The sequence below is a fragment of the Streptomyces mesophilus genome, from assembly GCF_011044995.1.
GTDB lineage: Bacteria > Actinomycetota > Actinomycetes > Streptomycetales > Streptomycetaceae > Streptomyces > Streptomyces mesophilus.
This window is the reverse complement of record NZ_JAAKZW010000066.1, coordinates 1-23526: the sequence shown is the minus strand read 5'-3', so window position 1 is coordinate 23526 and position 23526 is coordinate 1. Positions and strand designations below refer to the sequence as shown.

23 protein-coding genes are annotated in these 23526 nt (G+C 70.1%); 13 read left to right on the top strand and 10 right to left on the bottom strand.

The annotated features are described in order from the left end of the window. Nucleotides 1–35 precede the first annotated feature (35 nt). Both ftsH and folE read left to right on the top strand, forming a co-directional pair. Nucleotides 36–2099, top strand: a complete 2064-nt coding sequence (gene ftsH / locus G6045_RS17735) for an ATP-dependent zinc metalloprotease FtsH (protein WP_165332949.1) — start codon at nt 36–38, stop codon at nt 2097–2099. A 120-nt stretch (nt 2100–2219) separates the two neighbouring features. Next, entirely contained in the window at nt 2220–2825 is a 606-nt protein-coding gene (folE, locus tag G6045_RS17730) for a GTP cyclohydrolase I FolE (RefSeq protein ID WP_165332948.1), read from the top strand. A gap of 75 nt (nt 2826–2900) precedes the next feature. On the opposite strand, the gene G6045_RS17725 is transcribed toward folE, so the two are convergent. The 6 genes from G6045_RS17725 to G6045_RS17700 all read right to left on the bottom strand — a co-directional run bounded on the left by G6045_RS17725 (nt 2901) and on the right by G6045_RS17700 (nt 8079). Next, nucleotides 2901–3386, bottom strand: a complete 486-nt coding sequence (locus G6045_RS17725) for a DUF3180 domain-containing protein (protein WP_165332947.1) — start codon at nt 3384–3386, stop codon at nt 2901–2903. Nucleotides 3387–3501: 115 nt separating this feature from the next. Continuing rightward, on the bottom strand, nt 3502–4101 hold the full coding sequence (gene folK, locus G6045_RS17720) for a 2-amino-4-hydroxy-6-hydroxymethyldihydropteridine diphosphokinase (RefSeq protein ID WP_165332946.1): 600 nt from the start codon (nt 4099–4101) through the stop codon (nt 3502–3504). Continuing rightward, nucleotides 4098–4466 carry a dihydroneopterin aldolase gene (folB, locus tag G6045_RS17715; protein WP_165332945.1) on the bottom strand — a complete coding sequence of 123 codons (369 nt, stop codon included), beginning with the start codon at nt 4464–4466 and terminating at the stop codon, nt 4098–4100. Before folB ends, folK begins: the two co-directional genes overlap by 4 nt. Nucleotides 4467–4685: 219 nt before the next feature. Further along, nucleotides 4686–5153, bottom strand: a complete 468-nt coding sequence (locus G6045_RS17710) for a nuclear transport factor 2 family protein (RefSeq protein WP_165332944.1) — start codon at nt 5151–5153, stop codon at nt 4686–4688. Further along, a complete protein-coding gene (gene folP, locus G6045_RS17705; RefSeq protein WP_165332943.1) occupies nt 5150–6076 on the bottom strand; it encodes a dihydropteroate synthase in 927 nt (308 codons plus the stop codon). The genes G6045_RS17710 and folP overlap by 4 nt, the downstream gene beginning before the upstream one ends. After that, entirely contained in the window at nt 6073–8079 is a 2007-nt protein-coding gene (locus G6045_RS17700; protein WP_235967989.1) for a phosphatidylglycerol lysyltransferase domain-containing protein, read from the bottom strand. Before G6045_RS17700 ends, folP begins: the two co-directional genes overlap by 4 nt. Before the next feature lie 193 nt (nt 8080–8272). Between G6045_RS17700 and G6045_RS17695 the strand changes: the two genes are divergently transcribed. Beyond that, the gene (locus G6045_RS17695; RefSeq protein WP_165332942.1) at nt 8273–9391 is read left to right on the top strand and encodes an alpha/beta hydrolase; all 1119 of its coding nucleotides are present in this window, start codon (nt 8273–8275) and stop codon (nt 9389–9391) included. A gap of 136 nt (nt 9392–9527) precedes the next feature. Here G6045_RS17695 and G6045_RS17690 read toward each other — a convergent pair whose 3' ends face one another. Next, nucleotides 9528–10688, bottom strand: a complete 1161-nt coding sequence (locus G6045_RS17690; RefSeq protein WP_165332941.1) for a betaine/proline/choline family ABC transporter ATP-binding protein — start codon at nt 10686–10688, stop codon at nt 9528–9530. Between the two features lie 131 nt (nt 10689–10819). Here G6045_RS17690 and G6045_RS17685 point away from each other — a divergent pair, with 131 nt between their 5' ends. From G6045_RS17685 to G6045_RS17665, 5 genes are all read left to right on the top strand, one after another. Then, a complete protein-coding gene (locus G6045_RS17685) occupies nt 10820–11548 on the top strand; it encodes an ABC transporter permease (protein WP_165332940.1) in 729 nt (242 codons plus the stop codon). After that, complete coding sequence (locus G6045_RS17680; protein ID WP_165332939.1) at nt 11545–12222, top strand: ABC transporter permease; 678 nt, start codon at nt 11545–11547, stop codon at nt 12220–12222. The genes G6045_RS17685 and G6045_RS17680 overlap by 4 nt, the downstream gene beginning before the upstream one ends. A gap of 114 nt (nt 12223–12336) precedes the next feature. Further along, nucleotides 12337–13326, top strand: coding sequence for an ABC transporter substrate-binding protein (locus G6045_RS17675; RefSeq protein WP_408056341.1), 990 nt, complete (start codon nt 12337–12339; stop codon nt 13324–13326). Nucleotides 13327–13438: 112 nt separating this feature from the next. Next, a complete protein-coding gene (locus G6045_RS17670; protein ID WP_165332938.1) occupies nt 13439–14464 on the top strand; it encodes a hypothetical protein in 1026 nt (341 codons plus the stop codon). Between the two features lie 80 nt (nt 14465–14544). After that, nucleotides 14545–15549: an SAM-dependent methyltransferase gene (locus G6045_RS17665; RefSeq protein WP_328707815.1), complete on the top strand. Its 1005-nt coding sequence runs from the start codon at nt 14545–14547 to the stop codon at nt 15547–15549. On the opposite strand, the gene G6045_RS17660 is transcribed toward G6045_RS17665, so the two are convergent. Then, nucleotides 15514–16665 carry an NADH-quinone oxidoreductase subunit D gene (locus tag G6045_RS17660; protein ID WP_165332937.1) on the bottom strand — a complete coding sequence of 384 codons (1152 nt, stop codon included), beginning with the start codon at nt 16663–16665 and terminating at the stop codon, nt 15514–15516. The two genes, G6045_RS17665 and G6045_RS17660, sit on opposite strands and share 36 nt — an antisense overlap. Before the next feature lie 53 nt (nt 16666–16718). Here G6045_RS17660 and G6045_RS41490 point away from each other — a divergent pair, with 53 nt between their 5' ends. Together G6045_RS41490 and G6045_RS17655 are read left to right on the top strand one after the other, a co-directional pair. Continuing rightward, nucleotides 16719–17216 carry a PH domain-containing protein gene (locus G6045_RS41490; RefSeq protein ID WP_235967987.1) on the top strand — a complete coding sequence of 166 codons (498 nt, stop codon included), beginning with the start codon at nt 16719–16721 and terminating at the stop codon, nt 17214–17216. After that, a complete protein-coding gene (locus tag G6045_RS17655; protein ID WP_328707814.1) occupies nt 17213–18547 on the top strand; it encodes a PH domain-containing protein in 1335 nt (444 codons plus the stop codon). Before G6045_RS41490 ends, G6045_RS17655 begins: the two co-directional genes overlap by 4 nt. Before the next feature lie 31 nt (nt 18548–18578). On the opposite strand, the gene G6045_RS17650 is transcribed toward G6045_RS17655, so the two are convergent. Next, nucleotides 18579–19232: a DNA alkylation repair protein gene (locus G6045_RS17650; protein WP_165332957.1), complete on the bottom strand. Its 654-nt coding sequence runs from the start codon at nt 19230–19232 to the stop codon at nt 18579–18581. Between the two features lie 218 nt (nt 19233–19450). Here G6045_RS17650 and G6045_RS17645 point away from each other — a divergent pair, with 218 nt between their 5' ends. From G6045_RS17645 to G6045_RS17635, 3 genes are read left to right on the top strand one after another with little or no spacing between them, the layout of a single operon-like run. After that, complete coding sequence (locus G6045_RS17645) at nt 19451–20656, top strand: sensor histidine kinase (RefSeq protein WP_165332935.1); 1206 nt, start codon at nt 19451–19453, stop codon at nt 20654–20656. Nucleotides 20657–20704: 48 nt separating this feature from the next. Beyond that, on the top strand, nt 20705–21376 hold the full coding sequence (locus tag G6045_RS17640) for a response regulator transcription factor (protein ID WP_165332934.1): 672 nt from the start codon (nt 20705–20707) through the stop codon (nt 21374–21376). A gap of 4 nt (nt 21377–21380) precedes the next feature. Continuing rightward, nucleotides 21381–22013: an AAA family ATPase gene (locus tag G6045_RS17635; protein WP_165332933.1), complete on the top strand. Its 633-nt coding sequence runs from the start codon at nt 21381–21383 to the stop codon at nt 22011–22013. 96 nt (nt 22014–22109) lie between these two features. Here G6045_RS17635 and G6045_RS17630 read toward each other — a convergent pair whose 3' ends face one another. Beyond that, nucleotides 22110–23234, bottom strand: coding sequence for a DUF5937 family protein (locus G6045_RS17630; protein ID WP_165332932.1), 1125 nt, complete (start codon nt 23232–23234; stop codon nt 22110–22112). Nucleotides 23235–23526 lie beyond the last annotated feature (292 nt).

The following is a 23526-nucleotide window of genomic DNA, read 5'->3' as shown; positions in this document are numbered from 1 at the left end:
GGCAGGAGGGACGGGGCGGTCTCCGCTCCGTATGGATGGACGTGAAGCGATACTTCCGTGGGCCGGTCATGTGGATCGTGCTGGCCGTCCTCGCCGTGGTCGTGTTGATGCAGGTCGTCGGCTCGTCCGGCGGCTACAAGACGGTGGACACCGGCGAGGTCTACCAGGCCATCAAGGACAAGCAGGTCCAGAGCGCCAAGCTCACCACCGGTGATGAACAGCTCATCAAGGTCGAGCTCAAGGACGGCATCAGCGATGCCGACAAGGACAAGTACGGCGGCAGCACCAAGATCCAGGCCAGCTACATCGGCGACCAGGGTGTGACGATCGCCAACACCCTGCAGGACAACTACGACAACGGTGACATCAAGGACGGTTACACCGTCTCGCCGTCGAAGCAGAACCCGTTCGTCGGCATCCTGCTGTCGCTGCTGCCCTTCGTCCTGATCGTCGTCGTCTTCCTCTTCCTGATGAACCAGATGCAGGGCGGCGGTTCGCGCGTCATGCAGTTCGGGAAGTCCAAGGCGAAGCTGATCACCAAGGACACCCCGAAGACGACCTTCGCCGATGTGGCCGGGTCGGACGAGGCCGTCGAGGAGCTCCACGAGATCAAGGAGTTCCTGCAGGAGCCGGCCAAGTTCCAGGCCGTCGGCGCCAAGATCCCCAAGGGCGTGCTGCTCTACGGCCCGCCCGGAACCGGTAAGACGCTGCTCGCACGCGCCGTCGCCGGTGAGGCCGGGGTCCCCTTCTACTCGATCTCCGGTTCCGACTTCGTCGAGATGTTCGTCGGTGTCGGTGCCTCCCGAGTCCGTGACCTCTTCGAGCAGGCCAAGGCGAACGCCCCGGCGATCGTCTTCGTCGACGAGATCGACGCAGTCGGCCGGCACCGCGGTGCCGGTATGGGCGGCGGTCACGACGAGCGCGAGCAGACGCTCAACCAGCTGCTCGTCGAGATGGACGGCTTCGACGTGAAGGGCGGCGTCATCCTGATCGCCGCCACGAACCGGCCCGACATCCTGGACCCGGCGCTGCTTCGCCCCGGACGTTTCGACCGGCAGATCGCGGTCGACCGCCCGGACATGGTGGGCCGTCTGGAGATCCTCAAGGTCCACCAGAAGGGCAAGCCGGTCGCCCCGGACGTCGACCTGGGCGCAGTTGCCCGTCGTACGCCCGGCTTCACCGGTGCGGACCTGTCGAACGTGCTGAACGAAGCGGCGCTCCTGACGGCGCGCGGCGACAAGAAGCTGATCGACAACCACGCCCTGGACGAGGCGATCGACCGTGTGGTCGCGGGCCCGCAGAAGCGCACCCGGATCATGTCGGACAAGGAAAAGAAGATCACCGCGTACCACGAGGGCGGCCACGCCCTGGTCGCGGCGGCTTCTCCGAACTCCGATCCGGTCCACAAGATCACGATCCTCTCCAGAGGCCGTGCTCTGGGCTACACGATGGTGCTGCCGGACGAGGACAAGTACTCGACCACGCGCAACGAGATGCTCGACCAGCTCGCGTACATGCTGGGCGGGCGCGCGGCCGAGGAACTGGTCTTCCACGACCCGACCACGGGTGCTGCGAACGACATCGAGAAGGCCACTGCAACGGCCCGCGCGATGGTCACGCAGTACGGCATGACGGAGCGGCTCGGCGCCATCAAGTTCGGCGGCGACAACACCGAACCGTTCCTGGGCCGTGAGATGGGGCACCCGCGCGACTACTCGGAAGAGGTCGCGGCGCTGGTCGACGAAGAGGTCAAGAAGCTCATCGAGACCGCGCACAACGAGGCCTGGGAGATCCTCGTCGAGAACCGCGACGTTCTCGACAACCTGGTCCTCGCGCTCCTCGAGAAGGAGACGCTCAACAAGGAGCAGATCGCCGAGATCTTCGCGTCGATCACCAAGCGCCCGGCCCGCCCCGCGTGGACCGGCTCCGCTCGGCGTACGCCCTCGACGCGGCCCCCGGTGCTCTCGCCCCGTGAGCTCTCCCTGACCAACGGCGCCAATGGTGCGACGCCCGCGGTCACCGCCTCCACCACCGAAACGGGCACGCCGGAGCTCAGCAAGGCCCCGGCCCCCGCTCCGGAGGACCGCCCGGAGGCCTGACCTGCCGGGACCCACTGGTCTCAGCAGGCCCGGAATGGATGCCGCGCCCCCCAGGTTTTAGCCTTGGGGGGCGCGGCATTTCCGTATGCCCGTGACCTGACGTACAGGAACGAGGGACCCATGACCGACCCGGTGACGCTGGACGGCGAGACCAAGATCGGCGAGTTCGACGAGAAGCGCGCCGAGAACGCCGTACGCGAACTGCTCATCGCGGTCGGCGAGGACCCGGACCGCGAAGGCCTGCTCGAGACGCCGGCGCGGGTGGCGCGGGCGTACAGGGAGATATTCGCGGGGCTGTGGCAGAAGCCCGAGGACGTCCTGACCACGACGTTCGACATCGGTCACGACGAGATGGTGCTCGTGAAGGACATCGAGGTGATGTCCAGCTGTGAACATCACCTGGTGCCGTTCCACGGGGTCGCGCACGTCGGGTACATCCCGTCCACGGACGGGAAGATCACCGGTCTGTCGAAGCTGGCGCGGCTCGTCGATGTGTTCGCGCGCCGGCCGCAGGTGCAGGAGCGCCTGACCACGCAGATCGCCGACTCCCTGATGGAGATCCTGGAGCCGCGCGGCGTGATCGTGGTCGTCGAGTGCGAGCACATGTGCATGACGATGCGCGGGGTGCGCAAGCCGGGCGCGAAGACGCTGACGTCGGCGGTACGGGGTCAGCTGCGGGATCCGGCGACGCGGGCCGAGGCGATCAGCCTGATCATGGCGCGCTGACCTCTTTGCGCATACGGGGAGTGCGCGGCGTCTGCGAGACGCCGCGCCCTCCCCGTATGTGTGTGGGGCCGTGGCTCAGGCCACCGCGCTCTCCGTGTCGTCGTCCTCCGGGAGGCGCAGGACCCGCTCCAGGAAGAGGGCCGCGGCGATGACCGCGATACCGGCCGCGACCGCGAAGGCCGCATAGACGGCCTGGTCGCGGCGGGCCGGGACGTCCAGGTGGGACAGGAGGAAGATGCCGAGCCCGCCGTAGACACCACTGACCAGGGCCGAGACCAGGGCGCTCGCCTGGCCGAAGACCACCGCGCGGGCCGCCATCAAGGGCTCCACGCCCTTCGCGCCCGGCACGCGGTCGCGCTGGGCGCGCAGGCGGGAGCGCAGCGAGATGGCCGTGGCCAGGAGGGCGGCCGCGATGACCGCGAGCACGATGGGCGCGGCCAGCGGGACGCTCGGCAGGGTGCCGAGCGAGTCCCGCGCCACCAGCAGCTTGGCCAGGGCCCAGGACAGGACACCGGCCACCAGGAAGGTGACGGCCAGCGTCCTGATGCGCAGCTGCTTCACGGGTGTGTTCGCCTCCACACGGACGGGGCGCGGCCTCGTCCTCGTACGGTCCGGGTGGGCCCTGTGTCCGGGCCCGGTGGGCCCTGTCGTACCCGGGCCCGTTAGACCTTAACGATTACTCGGGCAGCCGCAGTTCCAGGTCCACGCGCGGCGCGACGCCCTCGCGGGGGACGGAGGCGAGCAGCTCGGCCACCGGTCCGCGGCCGGGGACGACGGCCTCGGGGTCGACGTCGTGCCAGGGCGCGAGCACGAAGGCGCGTTCGTGGGCGCGCGGGTGCGGGAGCGTGAGCACCGGGTCGTCGGAGACGACGTCCTGGTAGGCAACGATGTCGACGTCGATCGTGCGCGGGCCCCAGCGCTCGTCGCGTACGCGGTGGAAGGCCTCCTCGACCGCGTGCGCGCGCTCCAGGAGCGAGGACGGGGGCAGCGTCGTCTTGATCACGACGACCGCGTTGAAGTACGAGGGCTGGGAGTCCGGGGCGACACCCCAGGGCTCCGTCTCGTAGACCGGCGAGACGGCCTTCACCCGCAGGCCGGGGGTGTCCTCGAGCGCGTCCACGGCGCCCTGGAGGGTCTCCAGACGGTTGCCGAGGTTGGAGCCGAGGGCGATCACGGCGAATTTGGGGTTCTGCAGCGTGGTGTCGGCGGCGTCCACCTGAGCCACGACGGAGGCGGGAACGGGCTGGACCGTGGGGTCGCTCTGCACGTTGTTCATACTCGGCTCCGGGTGATCGTGATCGTCACATCGTCGAACGGGACGGTGATCGGGGCGTCCGGCTTGTGCACGACGACCTCGACCTCCTGGACCGGTTCGTGCTTGAGGCAGGTCTGGGCGATGCGCTCGGCGAGCGTCTCGATGAGGTCGACGGGGTCGCCTTCGACGGCGGCCACGACCTCCTCGGCCACCACGCCGTAATGCACCGTCTTCGTCAGATCGTCGTCGGCGGCGGCCGAGCGGGTGTCCAGGCTCAGCACCAGATCCACGATGAAGGTCTGGCCCTCTTCGCGTTCCTTGGCGAAAACGCCGTGGTGACCACGGGCCTTGAGGCCGCGCAGCGCGACACGGTCCACGCGAATCACTCCTGCTCATCTCGGTTTCGTCGGGCTGCAGCCGAGTGCGGTCGGCACACCAGTCCCCTTCGAATCTACCTTCGGGTGCGGGTGGGGCTCGCCCGTGGGGGCTATGGACAGGTGATCCGGCTTTTGATACGGGCGGCTGGTTGCGGGGCTTACCCGCAGACGCGGCGGCAAACCCTCTTCGGGCTGCTGCCCACTCGGGAGGGGGATGTGCGCCCTCGGCTATTCGTTGCCCTCGACAGCTTCTTCGTCGTCCTCAGCCCGCTCCGCCAGCACGGGCGACGCATGGTGGGACCACAGCTGCCAGCCGGACGGAGTGCGGCGGAAGAGGTTGGAGGCGACGACCAGCTGGCCGACCAGGGGGCCGAGCTCCCCGGCCTCCTCCGAGGGGGCGCCGCTGAGGATGTTCTCCGTGCAGGTGACCAGGGCCGTGTCGCCGTTGACCGCGATCTTGAGGTCCGTGAGGAAGAACTGGATGTACTCCGTGTTCGCCATGATCAGGGCGTACGAGCGCAGCACCTCGCCGCGGCCCGTCAGGACCGGCCAGCCGGGGTGGACGCAGCTGACGCCGTCGCCTTCGTCGCCGGTGAGCCACAGGTCGGAGAGCGCCTCGAAGTCACCGCGTTCCATCGCTTCGTAGAAGGCGGTGTTGGCCTTCTCGACGGCTTCGAGGTCCACGCGTGACGTCACCGGTCTCCTTCTGGGGTCTGCGAGTCGGTCTGGGATGTCGATACGGAGGGCGATACGGAGGGCGATACGGCGCCTTCGACGGCGCGGGCCACCCGCACCGCGTCCGCGGTGGCCCGCACCTCGTGCACGCGTACCGCCCACGCACCCTCGTGCGCGGCGATCGCCGAGACCGCCGCGGTGGCCGCGTCGCGTTCGCGCGCGGGGGGCGGGGCGCCCTCGGGGCCGGCCAGGACGCGGCCGAGGAAACGTTTGCGGGAGGCCGCGACCAGGACCGGGTACCCCAGCGCGCGCAGCTCGCGCATGTGCGCGACGAGGGCCAGGTCGTGCTCGGCGCTCTTCGCGAAGCCGAGGCCCGGGTCGACGACGATCCGCTCGGGGGCGATGCCGCCCTCGATCACCGCGTCGAGGCGGGTGCGGAGTTCGGCGACGACCTCGCCGACGACGTCCGCGTACACCGCGAGGCTGTTCATGCCCTCGCTGAAGCCGCGCCAGTGCATCACCACGAACGGCGCTCCGGCGTCGGCGACGACCGGGATCATCGCCGGGTCCGCGAGGCCGCCGCTGACGTCGTTGACGAGCAGGGCGCCGGCGGCGAGGGCCTGTTCGGCGACCGTGGCGCGCATGGTGTCGACGGAGACCGCGACGCCTTCGGAGGCGAGGCCGCGGACGACCGGGATGACCCGGCGCAGTTCTTCGGCCTCGTCCACGCGCGTGGCGCCCGGGCGGGTGGACTCGCCGCCGACGTCGACCAGATCGGCGCCCTGGGCGACGAGGTCGAGGCCGTGCTTGACGGCGGCGGTGGTGTCGAACCAGCGGCCGCCGTCGGAGAAGGAGTCCGGGGTCACGTTGACCACGCCCATGACCGCGCAGCGGTCCCAGTCGGGCAGTCCCTCGACATGTCCTCGGCCACGTGACGTACTCATACGCCAAGCCTAGGCCCGTGGGCGGGTTGGTTTGCCCCGCTCGTACGAGGAGCGGGCCGACGGCCCGTACGGGGAGCGGTCGACTGTGCGTACGAGGAGCGGCCGGCTCCGGTGGTTGGAGGAGCCGCTGCCCGTACGGGCAGCGGCCCGGCCACCCGTACGCGGACGAGCAGGCCGCCCGTCCCGGCCCTCAGGCCGCCCGGACCTCCCGCTCGCCCGTCACCCTCGTGCGGACAGGCCCGGGCCGGCCGCCGCGCACCCCGTAGGAAGCGGGGCGCGGCGAGTGTGACGAAGCCCTCCGCCTGCATCGCCGCGAAGCCGATCCGCGGCAGGTCGCGCGAGCTGCGGAAGACCACGAAGCGCGGCTCCCAGCGCGGGCGGAACTTGGCGTTGAACTTGTAGAGCGATTCGATCTGGAACCAGCGTGACAGGAACACGAGCAGGCCGCGCCAGGTGCGCAGGACCGGGCCCGCGCCCAACTGTTCGCCGCGGGCGAGGGCGGCGCGGAACATCGCGAAGTTGAGGGACATCCGCTGGAGGCCGAGGGCGGGGGAGGCTTGCAGGGCGGCGACGATGAGGAGCTCGTTCATGCCCGGGTCGGCGCTGCGGTCGCGGCGCATCAGGTCGAGGGAGACCCCGTCCGGGCCCCAGGGGACGAAGTGCAGGACGGCCTTCAAGTCGGCGCCCGGGGAAGGGGTTTCGGGGTCGGCGAGGTGGGCGGTGGCGATGAGGCAGTCGCCGTCCGCGGGGTCGCCGATGCGGCCGAGCGCCATGGAGAAGCCGCGCTCGTTGTCCGTGCCGCGCCAGTCGGCGGCGGCCCGGCGGACGCGGTCGAGTTCGTCCTCGGACAGGTCGCTCACGCGCCGCACCCGCGTCGTGTAGCCGGCCCGTTCGATGCGCTTGACCATCTGGCGCACATTGCGCATCGCGCGCCCGGAGAGCGAGAAGTCGGCGACGTCCACGATCGCCTCGTCGCCGAGTTCCAGGGCGTCGAGGCCGCTCTCGCGGGTCCAGACCTCGCCGCCGGTGCGCGAGCATCCCATCACGGCCGGGGTCCAGGAGTGGGCCTCGGCCTCGGCCATGAAGCGTTCGATGGCGCCGGGCCAGGCCTCCACGTCGCCGATCGGGTCGCCGCTCGCGAGCATCACGCCACTGACGACGCGGTACGTGACCGCGGCCTTGCCGCTCGGCGAGAAGACCACGCCCTTGTCGCGGCGCAGCGCGAAGTGGCCGAGCGAGTCGCGGGCGCCGTGCCGTGCGAGGAGCGCGCGGAGCCGGCCCTCGTCGTCCGGGGTGAGGCGGGCGGCCGGATGTTCGGGGCGGAAGGCCAGATAGATCGTGGTCAGGGCGGTGAGCAGGCCGAGGGCGCCGAGCGAGGCGCCGACCGTCCAGGACGTACGGCCGTAGTAGTCGACGGGCCCTTCGACGCCGACCAGGCCGTACAGGACGTGCTTGAGCAGCTCGGCCACCGAGGGTTCGCCGACGGCGCGCTGGGCGTGGGTGCCGACGACCACGCAGCCGATGCCGACCGAGAAGACGCTCATGAGCAGGAAATTCGTCACCGCCTTCCAGCGGCTGCGAGGGTCGGGCAGGGCCGCGAATTCACTCCGATGGCGGAGCAGGAGGGCCAGGAGCAGCAGCGGCAGGACGACACCGGCGATCGAGTGCCGGTACGTGAACTGCGCCAGGGCCCCGAGCGGCAGCAGCACCACGGCCGCCCGCCAGGCGCGGCGCTTGCGGCGGCGCAGGCCGTGCGCGAGCAGCAGGAGCAGGACGCCGGCGCAGATCGCGAGGGCGGCGGCGTACGGGCCGAGGGCGCCCGGCAGGACCTGGGCCAGGGCGTGGATGCGGCTGTGCCGGAAGCGCGGGAAGACGCCGGCGGCGATGTCGAGCAGGCCGATCAGGGTGCAGGCGGTCGCGATCAGGGACGGGACCTTCTCGGGGCGCGGACCTCGGGGGAGGCGGCGGGTACCAGAGGCGCGCATCGTCCCGGAGGCGCGCATCGTAGAGGGAACCTTGTCCGTTTTTTCCGCATCTATCCAGCTGGACATTGCACCCCGTGGTTCTGCGAGAGCCGAGGCCCAGGCGCTGTCGCGTACCGGGCGAATTGCGCCCTATAGGACGGCGTGGCCGGGAGTCGGGTTCATCGCAGACGGTAAAAAACGCCCAAACAAGACAGGTAGAACAGGCAATCCCATGGGTCTCACGAGCAACGCAGCGCTGGCAGTGGCCGTCCTTCTGGCCGTGCTCCTGTTCGTCGGCACGGTCTGGTTCTGGCCGCGGCTCGCCGGGCGGAACTGGCGCGCCGTACTCGGCCGGATCGTGCTGCTCGCCCTGACGCAGGTCATGGTGTTCGCTTCGGTGGGGCTCGCGGCCAACAAGGAGTTCGGTTTCTACGCCTCGTGGGCCGACCTCTTCGGCCAGGAGCAGGAGCCCGGAGTGGTCGTCGACCACGACACCTCGGGTGGGGCGAGCGGTCCGGTCAAGGTCACCGGCACCCAGTCCGTGAATGTGCCCGGCGGCTCCCAGCCGCGGGTCGGCGGGCAGATCCAGAAGGTGGACATCGCCGGCCCGAAGTCCAAGCTGGCGAGCCCCGCGTATGTCTATCTGCCGCCGGAGTATTTCCAGCCCGAGTACAAGGACAAGAAGTTCCCGGCCTCCGTCGTGATCACCGGGTACCCGGGCACCGCCGAGAACCTGATCAAGGGCCTGCACTATCCGCAGACCGCCGGCAAGCAGGCGCGCGAGGGCAAGATGCAGCCGATGATCCTGGTGATGCTGCGGCCCTCGATCGTCTCCGGCCGCGACACCGAGTGCGTGAACATACCGGGCGGCCCGCAGACCGAGACCTTCTTCGCCGAGGATCTGCCGACCGCGATCCAGGGCGAGTACCGCGTCGGTACGAAGCCGGAGAACTGGGGCGTGATCGGCAACTCCACCGGTGGCTACTGCGCGTTGAAGATCGCGATGAAGCACCCGGACCGCTTCGCCGCCGGCGCCGGACTCTCCGCCAACTACATGGCGCCGATAGACGACCAGACCGGCGACCTGTTCCAGGGCGACACCAAGGTCAAGCAGGAGTCCGACCTGATGTGGCTGCTCGACCACAGGCCCGCGCCGCCCGTCTCGCTGCTCGCGACCAGCAGCAAGGAGGGCGAGGACAACTACCAGGACACCCTGAAGTTCATCGACAAGGTCAAGGCGCCCACCAGGGTCTCCTCGATCCTGCTCGACTCCGGCGGCCACAACTTCAACACCTGGCGCCGGGAGATCCCGGCGACGCTGGTGTGGATCAGCGGGCGGCTGAAGGCCTGAGCGTGCTGAAGGCCTGAGCGTGCTGAGGGCGTGAGCGGGCTGTGGTTCGGTCGCGATGTCAGTGGGCGGCGATAGCCTTTGAAGGGCTCGGCCCCCGGGCGGGAGGGGTCTGTCCGGCCGCACGGGCAGCAACGCCCTAGACCCCGGTGATCGTCTCCAACTCCACTTCCGTACGGGGAATGGCCCGCGCGTCCGCCGCGGTGGACCGCCGCAGCGCCTCGTGCAGCGTGGCCGGAGTGAGCACACCGAGGAAGCGGCCCTTGGCGCTCTCGTCGATCACCGCGATCCAGCCCGCGTCGTGCTGCAGCATCGTGGAGAACGCCCGCTTCAGCGAGGCGCCGACCGGCAGCCAGGCCTCCATCCGGCGCGCGTGGTCGGCCACCGTGCCGGAGAGGAGCCGGCCGGAGCTCACCCAGCCGTGCAGATTGCCGTCGGAGTCGAGCACGACCGCCCAGCTCGCGCCCTCGGCTGCCATGCGCGCGCCGGCCGTCTTGGCCGAGTCCTCCAGGCGTACGACGGGAGGCTGTTCGAGGTCGGTCTCCTCGATCGGGGTGACCGAAAGGCGCTTGAGGCCGCGGTCGGAGCCCACGAAATCGGCGACATAGGGGTTGGCGGGAGCGCCGAGGACGGCGGCGGGGGCGTCGTACTGCTCGATACGTCCCTGGCCGTAGACGGCGATACGGTCGCCGAGCCGTACGGCCTCCTCTATGTCATGCGTGACGAAGAGCACCGTCTTGTTCACTTCCTGCTGCAGCCGCAGGAACTCCGTCTGTAGATGCTCGCGCACCACCGGGTCGACCGCGCCGAACGGCTCGTCCATCAGAAGTACGGGCGGATCGGCCGCCAACGCCCTTGCCACACCCACCCGTTGGCGCTGGCCGCCGGAGAGTTGCTCCGGATAGCGGTCGCCGTAGAGGGAGGGGTCGAGGCCGACGAGGTCGAGGAGTTCGGCGGCGCGCTGCTTGCCGTCGCCCTTCTTCCAGCCGAGGAGATGGGGGACGGTCGCGGTGTTCTCCAGGACCGTCTTGTGCGGGAAGAGGCCGACTTGCTGAATCACATAGCCGATACGGCGCCGGAGTTGGACCGGATCGATTTCGGATATGTCTTCCCCGTCGAGAAATATCTGCCCGGAGGTCGGCTCGATCAGCCGGTTCACCATCTTCATGGTGGTGGTCTTGCCACAGCCCGACGGGCCCACCAGGGTGACCAGTTCACCCGCCGCGACCTCGAACGACAGGTCGTCGACGGCCATGGTGCCATCGGCGTACCGCTTGCTGACGTGCTCGAACCGGATCATGACTCCCCATTGTGGTGGGCTCGTTGTAAACGCCATGTTGCTGCAGGACGACAGTCCTCGGCGATTGTCGGTGCTTGGGTTTAGGGTCACCAGTCATACATAGGTTCGGCGTGACGGGGGAGGTGAGCGCCGTGGACCAAGAGAACTGCCTGGTGACGAACGACTGGGTGTGCGTGAAGTACCTGGAGTCACGCAGCCAGGAGCTGATCGACGCGACCGTCCAGCATGTGTGGATCACGGCCGCCTCCGTGCTGATCGGCCTGCTCGTGGCCTTCCCGCTGGCGCTGCTCGCGCGCCGCGGCAAGGGGTTCGCGGGTCCGGTGCTCGGTCTGACCACGGCGCTCTACTCGATCCCGTCCCTTGCGATGTTCTCGCTGCTGCTGCCGCTCTTCGGGCTCTCCCCGGCCCTGGTGATCACGGGCCTGGTGCTCTACTCGCTGACGATTCTCGTACGGAATGTGATGGCGGGACTCGCCGCGGTTCCCGAGGAGTCGCGGGAGGCGGCGCTCGGGCTCGGGTACGGTCCCGGCCGGCTGCTCTGGGAAGTCGAACTGCCGCTCGCGCTCCCGGCGATCCTCGCCGGCGTGCGGATCGCCACCGTGTCCACGGTCGCGCTCACCACGGTCGGCGCCATCGTCGATTACGGCGGGCTCGGCGGCCTGATCATGGACGGGCTCGACAGCGACTTCAAGGCGCAGGTGCTCACCGCCTCCGTCCTGTGCGTGGTGCTCGCGATCGTCGCGGATCTGCTGTTGCTGCTGCTCCAGCGGCTGTTGACCCCCTGGACACGGGTGCGCGACGCCGCACCTGGTGGCCGCATACGTGACTCCCGGATCGCGAAGGTGACGGAACCGGCATGAACGCGATCACGGGTGCGCTGGAGTGGCTGACCACGGGCGCCAACTGGCAGGGCGAGAAGGGAGTGCTCAACCGCCTGGCCGAGCACCTCTACTTCACCGGGGTCTGCCTCGCCGTGGCCTGTCTGATCGCCCTGCCGCTCGCGCTGTGGCTCGGGCACATCGGCAAGGGCGGTGCGCTCGCGGTCAATCTCTCCAACGTCGGCCGGGCGATCCCCACCCTGGCCATCCTCGTGCTGCTCACGATGACGCCGCTCGGCCGCCACGGTGATCTGCCCACGCTGATCGCGCTGGTGCTCTTCGCCATACCGCCGCTGCTCACCAACGCCTACATCGGCATGCGCGAGGTCGACCGCTCCGTCGTGGAGGCCGCGCGCGGGATGGGCATGAGCGGACGCCAGGTGTTCCTGCGGGTCGAACTGCCCCTCGCGTACCCGCTGATCATGACCGGCCTCCGCTCGTCGACCGTGCAGGTGGTGGCGACCGCGGCCCTGGCCGCGATGGCCGGCGAAGGCGGACTCGGCCGGATCATCACGTACGGCTTCGCGGTGCAGAACACCCCGCAGGTGGTGGCCGGCGCGATCCTCGTCGGCGGGCTCGCGCTCCTCGTGGAGCTGGTGCTCGTGCTGATCGGCAAGTGGTGCGACCCGATGCGCAGGCGTACGGCGGCGGTGTGATCCGTGTCCTCTTCGCTCAGCTCTTCCGCATAGCCCTTTCGTACAGCTCTTCCGCACAGCTCTTCCGCACGGCCCTTTCGAATATCTCTTGAGACAACCCTGAATGGTGGACCCATGAAGAAGTTCCCGCGTGGCATACGGATGGCGGCGGCCACGGCCGCGGTCGTGGCTCTCGGCGCGGGGCTCACCGCGTGCGGCGGCGACAGCCTGGAGGACAAGGGCTCCGGCGGCGAGAAGAGCAGCGGCGGCAGCGACAAGAAGGGGTCGCTGGTGGTGGGTTCGGCCGGATTCACGGAGTCCAAGGTCCTCGCCGAGCTGTACGCGCAGCTGCTTTCCGAGGCCGGATACGACACGTCGATCAAGACCGTCGAAACCCGTGAACTCTATGCACCCTCCCTGGAAAAGGGCGATATCGACGTCGTTCCCGAGTACGCGGCGACGCTCGCCGAATTCCTCAACGCCAAGGTGAACGGTCCGGACGCCCCCAAGGACAAGCCGGTGGCGTCCAGTGATGTGACCAAGACCGTCGCCGAGTTGGAGAAGCTCGCGAAGCCGCGCGGCCTCACCGTGCTGCCGGCCGGCGAGGCCGTGGACCAGAACGCTTTCGCGGTCAGCAAGGAATTCGCCGAGAAGAACAACCTCAAGACCCTCTCCGATCTCGGCAAGTCCAAGCTCAAGGTGAAGATCGCGGCCGGTGAGGAATGCGAGGTCCGGCCGTTCTGCGCACCCGGCCTCGAGAAGACGTACGGGATCGACGTCGCGGGAATCGACCCGAAGGGCGTCGGCACCCCGCAGTCCAAGCAGGCCGTGAAGAACGGTGACGACCAGCTGGTGCTCACCACCACGACCGACGCGACCCTCGGGAACTTCGACCTCGTCCTGCTCGAGGACGACAAGAATCTGCAGAACGCGGACAACGTGCTGCCGGTCGTCAACACCGAGGACGCGGGCGCCAAGGAGATCGCGGACGCGCTGGCGAAGCTCACGCAGACGCTCACCACCGAGGACCTCACCGAGCTCAACCGGAAGGTCGACGCGGAGCGTGTGAAGGAGGCCGATGCGGCCAAGGAGTACCTGGAATCGAAGGGTTTGATTGAGAAGTAAACAGCTGGGTGGTGAGGGCGGTGGAGTGTTCCGAGCGGAGTTCAGTAACTGGAAGGGAACAGATTGCCGGGCGGGGGTCCGAGTGATGCCTACGCGCGGTAAATTTCTGGCCATGCCACGTGGACGCCACCGCCATTCCCCCCCACTGCACCGACTGCTTCCCCCGTCGACGGTCGCCGCCGTGTCCGTCGCTGCCGCGGCGAGTACCTGGCTGGTCCCCGACACCGTGGTGCTGCGCGCACTCGCGGGGGTCGCGGCGGCCTCCGCCGTGGTCGGCGCGATCGTCATGCGCCGCTGGGACCGGCTCGCCGGCAAGCGGGTCGCGGAGCTGACGCGGGCGCGGGCGAGCGACGAATGGAAGCACGACGAGCGGATAGCCGAGCTCGAGACGGACCTCGACGAGTCGCGTGAACTGCGCGGCAAGTTGGAGGCACGACTGCGCTCGAAGCGGGGCGAACTGGCCGCGCTGCGCGGTGAACACGCGGCGCTCCTGCGCCGGTACGCGACGGCGGAGACGGAGCGCGCCAGCGCGCTCGAAGGCCGGCGTCAGCTCGCGATCGAGGCGGCCGCTCCGGCGCGGGCGCTGCCGCCCGCGGGTGCGGACACCGAGCCGCGGGGGACGGTGACGCTCTACCTGAAGGCGAACGCCGCGCTGGACAAGCTGGCGCGGGTGCCGCGGCAGCGGACCACGAGCTCCGTCAACTCCGTGAACTCCGCCCCTTCCGGCGTCTCCACGAACGGGATGTCCGCAGCCGCGGCGCCCGAGTCCGAGGAGGCGACGGAGCAGGGGAAGCCCGAGGCGGCCGTCGCTCATGAGCGCGCGGCCGCCGCCCTGCCCCCCGCCGCACGTCCCGCCGCGGCCGTGGTGCCGCACGCCCGGGTGCGCCGGCCGCTCATCGGCGGCTTCGACTTCTTCGGTACGAAGTCGGGCGGCGCCGCGGAGATCGAGGCGGTGCAGAACGAGGACCTCGCGGATGTGGTCGGGGCGGAGGCGCTGGCGCTGCACAAGGCGGAGGCCGAGGGGGAGTTCAAGTCCCGGGCCGGTGCCGAGCGGGCGGTCGGCGAGGTCATCGACCTCACGGCGCACGACGAGACCGAGCAGATCGACGTGGCGGAGCTGAGGTCGGCGATCTCGTAGTGCGGGTGCGTCCGGTCCGTAGTGCGGGTACGTCCGGCTAGCAGTGAGGGTGCGTCCCGTCCGAAGTGGATACTCGTTCCGTGAGCAGAACGTGGCGGGACGCGGCCGAGGAAGCGTTGTACGGGCCCGGTGGGTTCTACCTCCGTACGGAGGGGCCTGCCGGGCATTTCCGTACCTCCGTGCACGCCTCCCCCCTCTACGCCCGCGCCGTGGCCGCCCTCCTCACCCGTGTCGACCGTGCCCTCGGGCACCCGGCCACGCTCGACTTCGTCGATGTCGGCGCCGGGCGCGGGGAGTTGACCTCGGGTGTGCTCGACGCGCTGGAGCCGGCGGTGGCCGCGCGGACGCGGGCGTACGCCGTGGAGCGGGCGGGCCGGCCCGAGGCGTTGGACAGCCGTGTCGAGTGGGCTGCCGAGATCCCCGCCACCGTCGACGGATTGCTCTTCGCCAACGAATGGCTCGACAACGTGCCCGTGGACGTCGTCGAGGTCGACGAGGACGGAATCGCCCGCCTCGTCCTCGTACGGGAAAAGGACGGCACCGAGACGCTCGGAGAGCCGCTGGCGCCCGGGCCCGACAGCGACTGGCTCGCGCGTTGGTGGCCGCTGACGGACGAACCCGGCAGCCGGGCCGAAATCGGACGGACCCGGGACGAGGCCTGGGCGCGGGCCGTCGATGCCGTACGTGGCGGGCTGGCCGTGGCCGTCGACTACGCGCACCACGCAGGCCGACGGCCCCCGTTCGGGACGCTCACCGGCTTCCGCGACGGTCGGGAATGCCGCCCCGTACCGGACGGCTCGTGCGACATCACGGCCCATGTCGCCCTCGACGCCTGCGCCGGCCCCGGATCCGTACTCCTGACGCAGCGGGAGGCCCTGAACAGCCTCGGGGTGACGGGCGGCCGCCCTCCGCTTGCGCTCGCCACCACCGACCCGGCCGGTTACGTCCGCGCGCTCGCGAGCGCCGGCGAGGCCGCCGAACTCACCGCCCGCGGCGGCCTCGGCGACTTCGGCTGGCTGCTCGAGCCGGTGGGCGTCGCGCCGGACGCGCTACTTGTCGATATCGCCGACCACGAAGAACAGTGACCCGAGAATCGCCACCATGTCCGCGACCAGCGTGCCCGGCAGCAGCTCGATCAGGGCCTGGATGTTGTTGTACGAGGCCGAGCGCAGCTTGAGGCGGTACGGGGTCTTCTCACCCTTGGAGACCAGGTAGTAGCCATTGATGCCGAGCGGGTTCTCGGTCCAGGCGTACGTGTGGCCCTCGGGCGCCTTGAGCACCTTCGGCAGCCGCTGGTTGATCGGCCCGGGCGCGAGGTCGGCCATCCGGTCCAGGCACGCGTCGGCCAGATCGAGCGCGTTGTGCGTCTGCTCCAGGAGGACCTCGAAACGGGCCAGGCAGTCGCCCTCCTCGCGGGTGACGACCTTCAGCGTCGACTGAAGTTCGCCGTACGCGAGATACGGCTCGTCGCGGCGCAGGTCGAAGTCCACGCCGGAGGCGCGGGCGATCGGCCCGCTCACCCCGTACGCGTGCACCGCCTCGGCGCTCAGCGCGCCGATGCCCTGCGTACGGCCGCGGAAGATCTCGTTGCCGAGCACGAGGCGGTCGTACACATCCATCCGCGAGCGCACCGAGGCAACCGCGGCACGGGCGCGCGACGTCCATCCCAGGGGCAGGTCCTCCTTGAGGCCGCCGACCCGGTTGAACATGTAGTGCATCCGGCCGCCGGACACCTCCTCCATGACCGCCTGGAGTTCCTCGCGCTCCCGGAAGGCATGGAACACCGGGGTGATTCCGCCCAGTTCGAGCGGGTACGAACCAAGGAACATCAGGTGGTTGAGGACGCGGTTCAGCTCGGCAAGGAGCGTGCGGGTCCACACCGCGCGCTCCGGCACCTCCATGCCGAGCATCCGCTCGACGGCGAGGACCACGCCCAGCTCGTTGGAGAAGGCGGAGAGCCAGTCGTGGCGGTTGGCCAGCATCACGATCTGCCGGTAGTCGCGGGCCTCGAAGAGTTTTTCCGCGCCGCGGTGCATATAGCCGATGACCGGCTCCGCACTCACGATGCGTTCACCGTCGAGCACCAGCTTCAGGCGCAGCACCCCGTGCGTGGACGGGTGCTGAGGGCCGATGTTGAGCACCATGTCGGTGCTCTCCGCGGCTCCGCCGACCCCGATCATGGTCTCCGTCTTGGGACTCATGCGAACAGTCTCTCGTACGTAGGGTGGTAGGCGTGAAGGCAGGGGATACGGGGATGACAAGTGGAGCCGCCGGGGTACCGGCACGGACGGACCCCGAGTGGCAGGGGCTGCCGGCCGCGATGCTCAGGCTGCGCAGGCTGCTGCTCGTGCTGTGGCTCGTGCCGGTCACGGCCGCCACGGCCGTGCTCCTGTGGCTGTTCGCCGCTCCCGGGTGGGCGCTGTTCGCGCTGATCCCCGGGTTCTTCCTGGTGTGGGGCTGGCCCATGCTCGGGCGGAACTGGCGCTCGTGGCGGTACGCCGAGCGCGCGGACGACCTGCTGATCCAGCGCGGGGTGATGTGGCGCGAGGAGACGGTCGTCCCGTACGGGCGGATGCAGCTGGTGGAGGTCGAATCGGGGCCGCTGCAGCGGAAGTTCGGGCTTGCCTCGCTTCAGCTGCACACCGCCGCGGCCGCGACGGACGCCACCATCCCGGGGCTCGACCCCGCCGAGGCCGAACGGCTGCGGGACCGGCTGACCGAACTGGGCGAGGCCCGATCGGCGGGGCTGTGAACGAGACGCCGGGGACCGAAGAGACATCTGCTCCTGTCGTCGAGCGGCGCCTGCACCCCGTCACCCCGCTGCGCCGCGCCTGGGCGCCGGTCGCGGTCGGTGCGGGCTGGGCGTTCCACGACCCGGACGGCGCGTACCGCAGGGTCTCCGACCTCGCCGCCGAAACCGTGCTGCTCGCGGGTGGCGCACTGGTGCTCGTCGCCTCCCTCTACGGCTTCCTCACCTGGTGGTTCACGCACTTCTCGGTCACCGACACCGAGCTGCGGATTCGCACCGGCCTGCTCTTCCGCCGCACCGCGCACATCCGGCTCGACCGCCTCCAGGCCGTCGACCTCAACCAGCCGCTGCTCGCCCGTTTCCTGGGCGTCACCAAGCTGAAGATGGACGTCATCGGCGCGGACAAGAAGGACGAGCTGGCCTATCTGAGCGAGCCCGACGCCCGCGCCCTGCGTGCCGAACTCCTCGCCCGCGCGGCCGGGTTCGCGCCCGAGCACGCCCGCGAGGTGGGCGAGGCACCGGCCGCGGTCCTGCTCCACGTACCGCCGAACATGCTCGCCATGTCCCTGGTCCTCTCCGGCGGAATGTGGGCCTGGGCGATCACCGGCATCACCGTCCCCGTCGTGCTGTGGTTCCTCACCGAGTCGCTTCCGCTGGTCATCGGCACCGGGCTGCCGCTGCTCGGTGCGGCGGGGGCGAGCAGCGTGGGGCGCTTCATCAAGGAGTACGACTGGACGGTGGGCGCCTCCCAGGACGGCCTCCGCCTCGACCACGGACTGCTCGACAAGGCCCACGAGACGGTGCCGCCGGGCCGGGTGCAGACGGTGCACATCGTCGAGCCGCTGCTTTGGCGGCGGCGCGGCTGGGTCCGTATCGAGCTGGACGTCGCCGGATCCTCCAACGACGTCCTGGTGCCGGTGGCGCCCCGCGCCGTGGCGGAAGCGGTGATCGAGCGGATCCTGCCGGGGGTCGTGGTGCCGTCCGAACTGTCCCGGCCGCCGTCCTCGGCCCGCTGGTGCGTCCCGCTGTGGTGGCGCGGCTACGGCCTCGCCGTCACCGAGACCGTCTTCGCCGCCCGCCACGGCCGGCTGCGCCGCAAGCTCTCGCTCGTCCCGCACGCCAAGGTGCAGAGCGTACGGCTGGTGCAAGGACCGTGGATGCGGCGGCACAAGGTGGCCGACGTGCACGTCGAGACCGGCGCCAACACCTCGGTCGCGGCCCGCCTCAGGCCGTCCGCCGAGGCCTCGGACCTCCTGGAGTCCCAGGCCGAACGCTCCCGTACGGGACGCCGGGCGGCCGGTCCTGACCGGTGGATGTCGCAAGCGGGGGCGTGACTGCTCGGCGGCTGAGGCTGCCTGCCGATGACTATCCGGCGGTCGCGGCTTCCTGCCGCCGCACCATCTCGTCGATCCAGACCGGGACATACGGAGAGACGCAGCCCGGCGAGGTCGGATAGTCCTTGAGCACCTCGAGGCGCTCACCGATGGCGAGCGCGCGGGCCCGGTAGGCGGGGTGCTCGATGCCGATATGGCCGAGCACCATGTTCATCGCCCACTGCAGGCGCTCCGGTGCGTCCTTCATCCCGGCCTCGATCACATCGAGCAGCCCGCCGAGATCGAGCCCCTCGGGCTTCTTCAGGACACGCTCGCCGGTCAGCGCCCAGCCCGCGCTCGCGACGACCGGATCGGGGTCGTCGGTCCAGGCGAGCCGCAGCTCCTCGGCGTGCTTGCTCTTCTTGACCACGTAGTTCACGAGCCAGTCCTGCACCTTGGGCGTACGGGACTGCCGCAGCATGGCGTCGAGCTCATCGCGCCCGAAGGCCTTCGGCCGGCAGATCAGCAGCGCGAGCAGCTTCGCCGCGGTGTCGTCGGTCGCCCACAGGTCGACGGCGAGCTCCTGCTGCGTCTTCAGCCGCTTGGCGATGGCCCGCAGCTTGCCGAGGTTCACCCCGTGGTCGTCCCCGTGCTTCTCGTTCACGGCCCGGACCTTCGGCTCCTCGAGAGCGGCAAGCTCGGCCATCAGCTCCTCGACCTGCTCCACGACGGTCACCTCGGTTCCTTCCTCGTACGGCCGGACTGCTCGGATCGTACGGCCGGGCTGGTCGGAACCCCCAGGAAACCACCCCTCACCCTCAGCACATACGACCACCGCCTCCACCTTGGGGAGTACGCCCCCCACCCACGTATCGCCCCTGCGGTTGACCCCAGCACGTGCCCCCCGTATCTACGCTGGGTTACGTGCAGCGCCTCTACGACTTCCTCCGCAGACACCCCACCGGTGTCGACAGCTTCTGGGCTGTCGTGCTGTTCGCGGTGACCGCCGTGGGACTCGCCACGGAGGCCAGTCAGGAGACCCGCGACCCCGACGTACTGACCGTGATCCTCGCGCTCGTCCAGTGCCTCGCCGTCGCCGTGCGCCGCCGTGCCCCCGAGAAGATGCTGCTGCTCGTCGCGGCCGGCGGGCTCGTCCAGCTGATCACCGACAACGACGTGATGGTCGCGAACTTCGCGATGCTCGTCGTCATCTACACGGTCGCCACCCGCGACGTCACCTGGGCCCGCCGCTTCGCCCTCGGCGGCGGCCTCGTCGCCGCCCCGCTCGCCCAGCTGCGCTGGCACGAGGACAACGGCACGGGCACGCTGGGCACCATCCTGCTCACCGGCTTCATGATCGTCCCGTTCCTGCTCGCCTGGGTCATGGGCGACTCCCTGCGCACCCGCCGCGCCTACTTCGCCCAGCTCGAGGAGCGCGCCACCCGCCTCGAGCAGGAGCGCGAGGCACAGGCCAAGGTCGCGGTCGCCGCCGAGCGGGCCCGGATCGCCCGGGAGCTGCACGACGTCGTCGCGCACAACGTGTCCGTGATGGTCGTCCAGGCCGACGGCGCCGCGTACGTCATGGACCAGGCCCCCGACCAGGCGAAGAAGGCCCTCGAGACGATCTCGGGCACCGGCCGCCAGGCGCTTGCCGAGATGCGCCGGCTGCTCGGTGTCCTGCGTACAGGAGAGCCCGCCGAGGGCGGTGAGTACGTGCCGCAGCCCGATGTCGAGCAGATCGACGACCTGATCGGCCAGTGCCGCGCATCCGGCCTCACCGTCGACTTCAAGGTCGAGGGCACCGCGCGCCCGCTGCCCAGTGGCGTGGAGCTGACCGCGTACCGCATCGTGCAGGAAGCCCTCACGAACACCCGTAAGCACGGCGGGCCCAACGCCGGAGCCAGCGTGCGCATCGTCTACTTCGACGACGGCCTCGGGCTGCTCGTCGAGGACGACGGCAAGGGCGCACCCCATGAGCTGTACGAGGACGGCGGCGCCGACGGCCGCGGCCATGGTCTGATCGGGATGCGCGAACGCGTCGGCATGGTCGGCGGCACCCTGGACGCCGGGCCACGGCCCGGCGGAGGATTCCGCATCAGCGCCCTGCTGCCGCTCAAACCGGCCCACTGACACCTGTCACTGCACTCCACGGCATTTACGTCCCCGGGAAGGACCCCCATGACCATCCGCGTGATGCTCGTCGACGACCAGGTGCTGCTGCGCACCGGGTTCCGGATGGTGCTCGCCGCGCAGCCGGACATGGAGGTGGTCGCGGAGGCCGGCGACGGTGCCGAGGCGATCGACGTGCTGCGGGCCACGGCCGTCGACGTGGTCCTCATGGACGTGCGGATGCCGAAGCTCGACGGGGTCGAGGCGACCCGCCGTATCTGCGCGCAGGAGAACCCGCCGAAGGTGCTCATCCTGACCACGTTCGACCTCGACGAGTACGCCTTCTCGGGCCTGAAGGCCGGCGCCTCCGGCTTCATGCTCAAGGACGTACCGCCCGCCGAACTCCTCACCGCCATCCGCTCGGTGCACAGCGGCGACGCGGTCGTGGCCCCCTCGACGACCCGCCGCCTGCTCGACCGCTTCGCCCCGATGCTCCCGAACACCGGCGCGCAGCCGCCCCTGAAGGAGCTGGAACTCCTCACCGGCCGCGAGCGCGAGGTCATGATCCTTGTCGCGCAGGGGCTGTCGAACGGTGAGATCGCCGCACGCCTCGTCCTGTCCGAGGCCACCGTGAAGACCCACGTCGGCCGCATCCTCACCAAGCTGGGCCTGCGCGACCGCGTGCAGGTCGTCGTCCTCGCGTACGAGACGGGCCTGGTGCGCGCGGGCGGCGGGAGCTGAGCAGGTGCTCGTCTGGATCAACGGACCCTTCGGCGGCGGCAAGACCCAGACCGCGTACGAGCTGCGGCGCAGGCTGCCCGGCAGCGTGGTCTGCGATCCGGAGCACGTGGGCTTCGGGCTGCACCGGATGATGCCGCCCCAGTCGCGCGGCGACTTCCAGGACCTGCCGGCCTGGCGCCAAGGGGTCTACGAAGTCCTCGATCTGGCTCTCGCCAAGCACGACGGCCCGGTTCTCGTGCCGATGACCGTCATCGACCCCGCGTACTTCCAGGAGACGGTCGGCCGGCTGCGCGAACGAGGCCACGACGTCCACCACTTCGCGCTGCTCGCCGCGCGCGAGACCGTCCTGAACCGGCTGCGCGAGCGGGCGTTCGGCCGGGCGCTGCAGTTCGTGGCCGGCAAGAACGCGCCCCTGAAGCGCGAGTCCTTCGCCGTGCGCCGCCTCGATGCCTGTCTGGACTCCTTGGCGCGGCCCGAGTTCGCCGAGCAGCTGTGGACCGATACGGTCCCGATCCCTCAAGTCGCCGACAGGATCGCCCGGTCGGCGGGCCTGACGCTGCTGCCGAACACGGACGGCCCGGTGCGCGGGCGGGTGCGGCGGGCGATGACCGGGGCCAGGCACATCAGGTTCGACTGAGCGGACGGGCCGCTCTGCGGTCGGCTCGGCGCAGCATGCCTTTGCGGTCGGCTCAGCACACCTTTGCGGTCGGCTCAGCACACCTTCGCGGGCGGCTCAGCGCAGCACGCCTTCGATGAAGTCGCTGCCCAACCGGGCCACCTTGGACAGGTCCAGCTGGTGGAGCACGTAGCGGCCCCGTCGCCTGGCGGTGATCAGCCCGGCCTTCCTGAGCACGGCGAGATGCCGCGAGATCTCCGGCGCGCTCATCCCGTGCACGTCCACGAGCTCGCTCGTGGTGTACGCGCCCCGCGCCAGGTTCCGGCACAGCCGCATCCGTACGGGATGCGAGAGGGCCTCCATGCGGCGGGTCAGCTCGTCGACCGAGGCCGCCGTGGACAGGGACTCGCCCGCGACCGGGTAGTGGATCACCGGCGTCCACCCGTACCGGTGCAGCACCAGCAGATGCGGCCGGCCCATCACGGTGGGAACGAGCCGCAGCGTCCCGCCCTCCGGGATCGCCGCCCGCCCGACGACCAGCTTGTCGATCTCGATCTGCCGCTCGTCCCCGGACAGGCTCAGCGCCTTGGACGCCGAGGTCAGCATCGTGCCGAGCCCCTTGCGCTGCAGCAGCTCGGTCTTGTGCCGGGCGTCGGCGGCGAGCTGATGGTGCACCCGCGCCCATACGTCCCCGAAGAACGCCTCGTCGCAGTCGAGCAGCAGCCGCCGGATCCAGCCGCGGACGGCCGGCGGATCGTCGAGCAGCCGCTGGGTGAACTGCACCTGCCGGGCCCCGCGGGTCGCGGCCAGTTCGAGCACGCGCTGCCGGGCGGCCGGGTCCGAGAGCAGCGGGGCCGCGGCCAGCTTTCCGTACGCCAGGGTGCAGGTGAACTCGAGCGCCGCGTCGACGAACTGCTCGTCGTCCAGCTTGTCCAGCTGGTCGAGCTCCTCGGCGAGGGTGCCTGCGGGCAGCGCCGCGGGGTCGGTCAGGCCGGAGAACGGCATGAAGATGTCCGAGAACGTGGACCGCCACAGAAAGTCCGCCTCGCACAGCATCTCCGCGAGGCACTGGTCGAGTCCGGCCATCACGGATGTGGCCCAGCCCTGCAGCCCCGGATGGTGGCCCGGCTCCGCGAGCGCGTGCAGGGTCATGCTCAGCTCCGCCAGCGGGGAGGGCACGACGGCTATCCGCTCGTGGAGCCGCTCCTGCGGCAGGGTGCTGATGTCGAGGCTGAAGCTCATGCCCTCAGTCTGCCTGCCGCCGCCCACGCCCCGACCCCCGATTGACGCCTCCCGTCAATCGAGCCCGAGGGGTCTGGTCACGGGGGCTCCGCCCCCGGTCCCCCGCTGGTGGCTTACGCCCCCAGGCCCCCTGCTGTGGTGGGTTCTGTGTCGTGTGCTTCTGGCGGCCGGTTCGTTTGCGCTTGCGGTTTCGTGTGTGGCTGTCGGCCGGTTCGTTTGCGCGTGCGGTTTCGTCGTGGGGTCGGTGCCGGTCCGGGGTACCAGTTACACGGGCAATGGCACCGTTCCCGCG

What these genes read in the sequence shown, in the direction of transcription:
- ftsH (WP_165332949.1), top strand. Translation starts at nt 36, where the DNA reads ATGGACGTGAAGCGATACTTCCGTGGGCCGGTCATGTGGATCGTGCTG.
- folE (WP_165332948.1), top strand. Translation starts at nt 2,220, where the DNA reads ATGACCGACCCGGTGACGCTGGACGGCGAGACCAAGATCGGCGAGTTC.
- folK (WP_165332946.1), bottom strand. Translation starts at nt 4,101, where the DNA reads ATGAACAACGTGCAGAGCGACCCCACGGTCCAGCCCGTTCCCGCCTCC.
- folP (WP_165332943.1), bottom strand. Translation starts at nt 6,076, where the DNA reads ATGAGTACGTCACGTGGCCGAGGACATGTCGAGGGACTGCCCGACTGG.
- G6045_RS17700 (WP_235967989.1), bottom strand. Translation starts at nt 8,079, where the DNA reads ATGCGCGCCTCCGGGACGATGCGCGCCTCTGGTACCCGCCGCCTCCCC.
- G6045_RS17695 (WP_165332942.1), top strand. Translation starts at nt 8,273, where the DNA reads ATGGGTCTCACGAGCAACGCAGCGCTGGCAGTGGCCGTCCTTCTGGCC.
- G6045_RS17690 (WP_165332941.1), bottom strand. Translation starts at nt 10,688, where the DNA reads ATGATCCGGTTCGAGCACGTCAGCAAGCGGTACGCCGATGGCACCATG.
- G6045_RS17680 (WP_165332939.1), top strand. Translation starts at nt 11,545, where the DNA reads ATGAACGCGATCACGGGTGCGCTGGAGTGGCTGACCACGGGCGCCAAC.
- G6045_RS17675 (WP_408056341.1), top strand. Translation starts at nt 12,337, where the DNA reads ATGAAGAAGTTCCCGCGTGGCATACGGATGGCGGCGGCCACGGCCGCG.
- G6045_RS17670 (WP_165332938.1), top strand. Translation starts at nt 13,439, where the DNA reads ATGCCACGTGGACGCCACCGCCATTCCCCCCCACTGCACCGACTGCTT.
- G6045_RS17660 (WP_165332937.1), bottom strand. Translation starts at nt 16,665, where the DNA reads ATGAGTCCCAAGACGGAGACCATGATCGGGGTCGGCGGAGCCGCGGAG.
- G6045_RS41490 (WP_235967987.1), top strand. Translation starts at nt 16,719, where the DNA reads ATGACAAGTGGAGCCGCCGGGGTACCGGCACGGACGGACCCCGAGTGG.
- G6045_RS17650 (WP_165332957.1), bottom strand. Translation starts at nt 19,232, where the DNA reads ATGGCCGAGCTTGCCGCTCTCGAGGAGCCGAAGGTCCGGGCCGTGAAC.
- G6045_RS17640 (WP_165332934.1), top strand. Translation starts at nt 20,705, where the DNA reads ATGACCATCCGCGTGATGCTCGTCGACGACCAGGTGCTGCTGCGCACC.
- G6045_RS17630 (WP_165332932.1), bottom strand. Translation starts at nt 23,234, where the DNA reads ATGAGCTTCAGCCTCGACATCAGCACCCTGCCGCAGGAGCGGCTCCAC.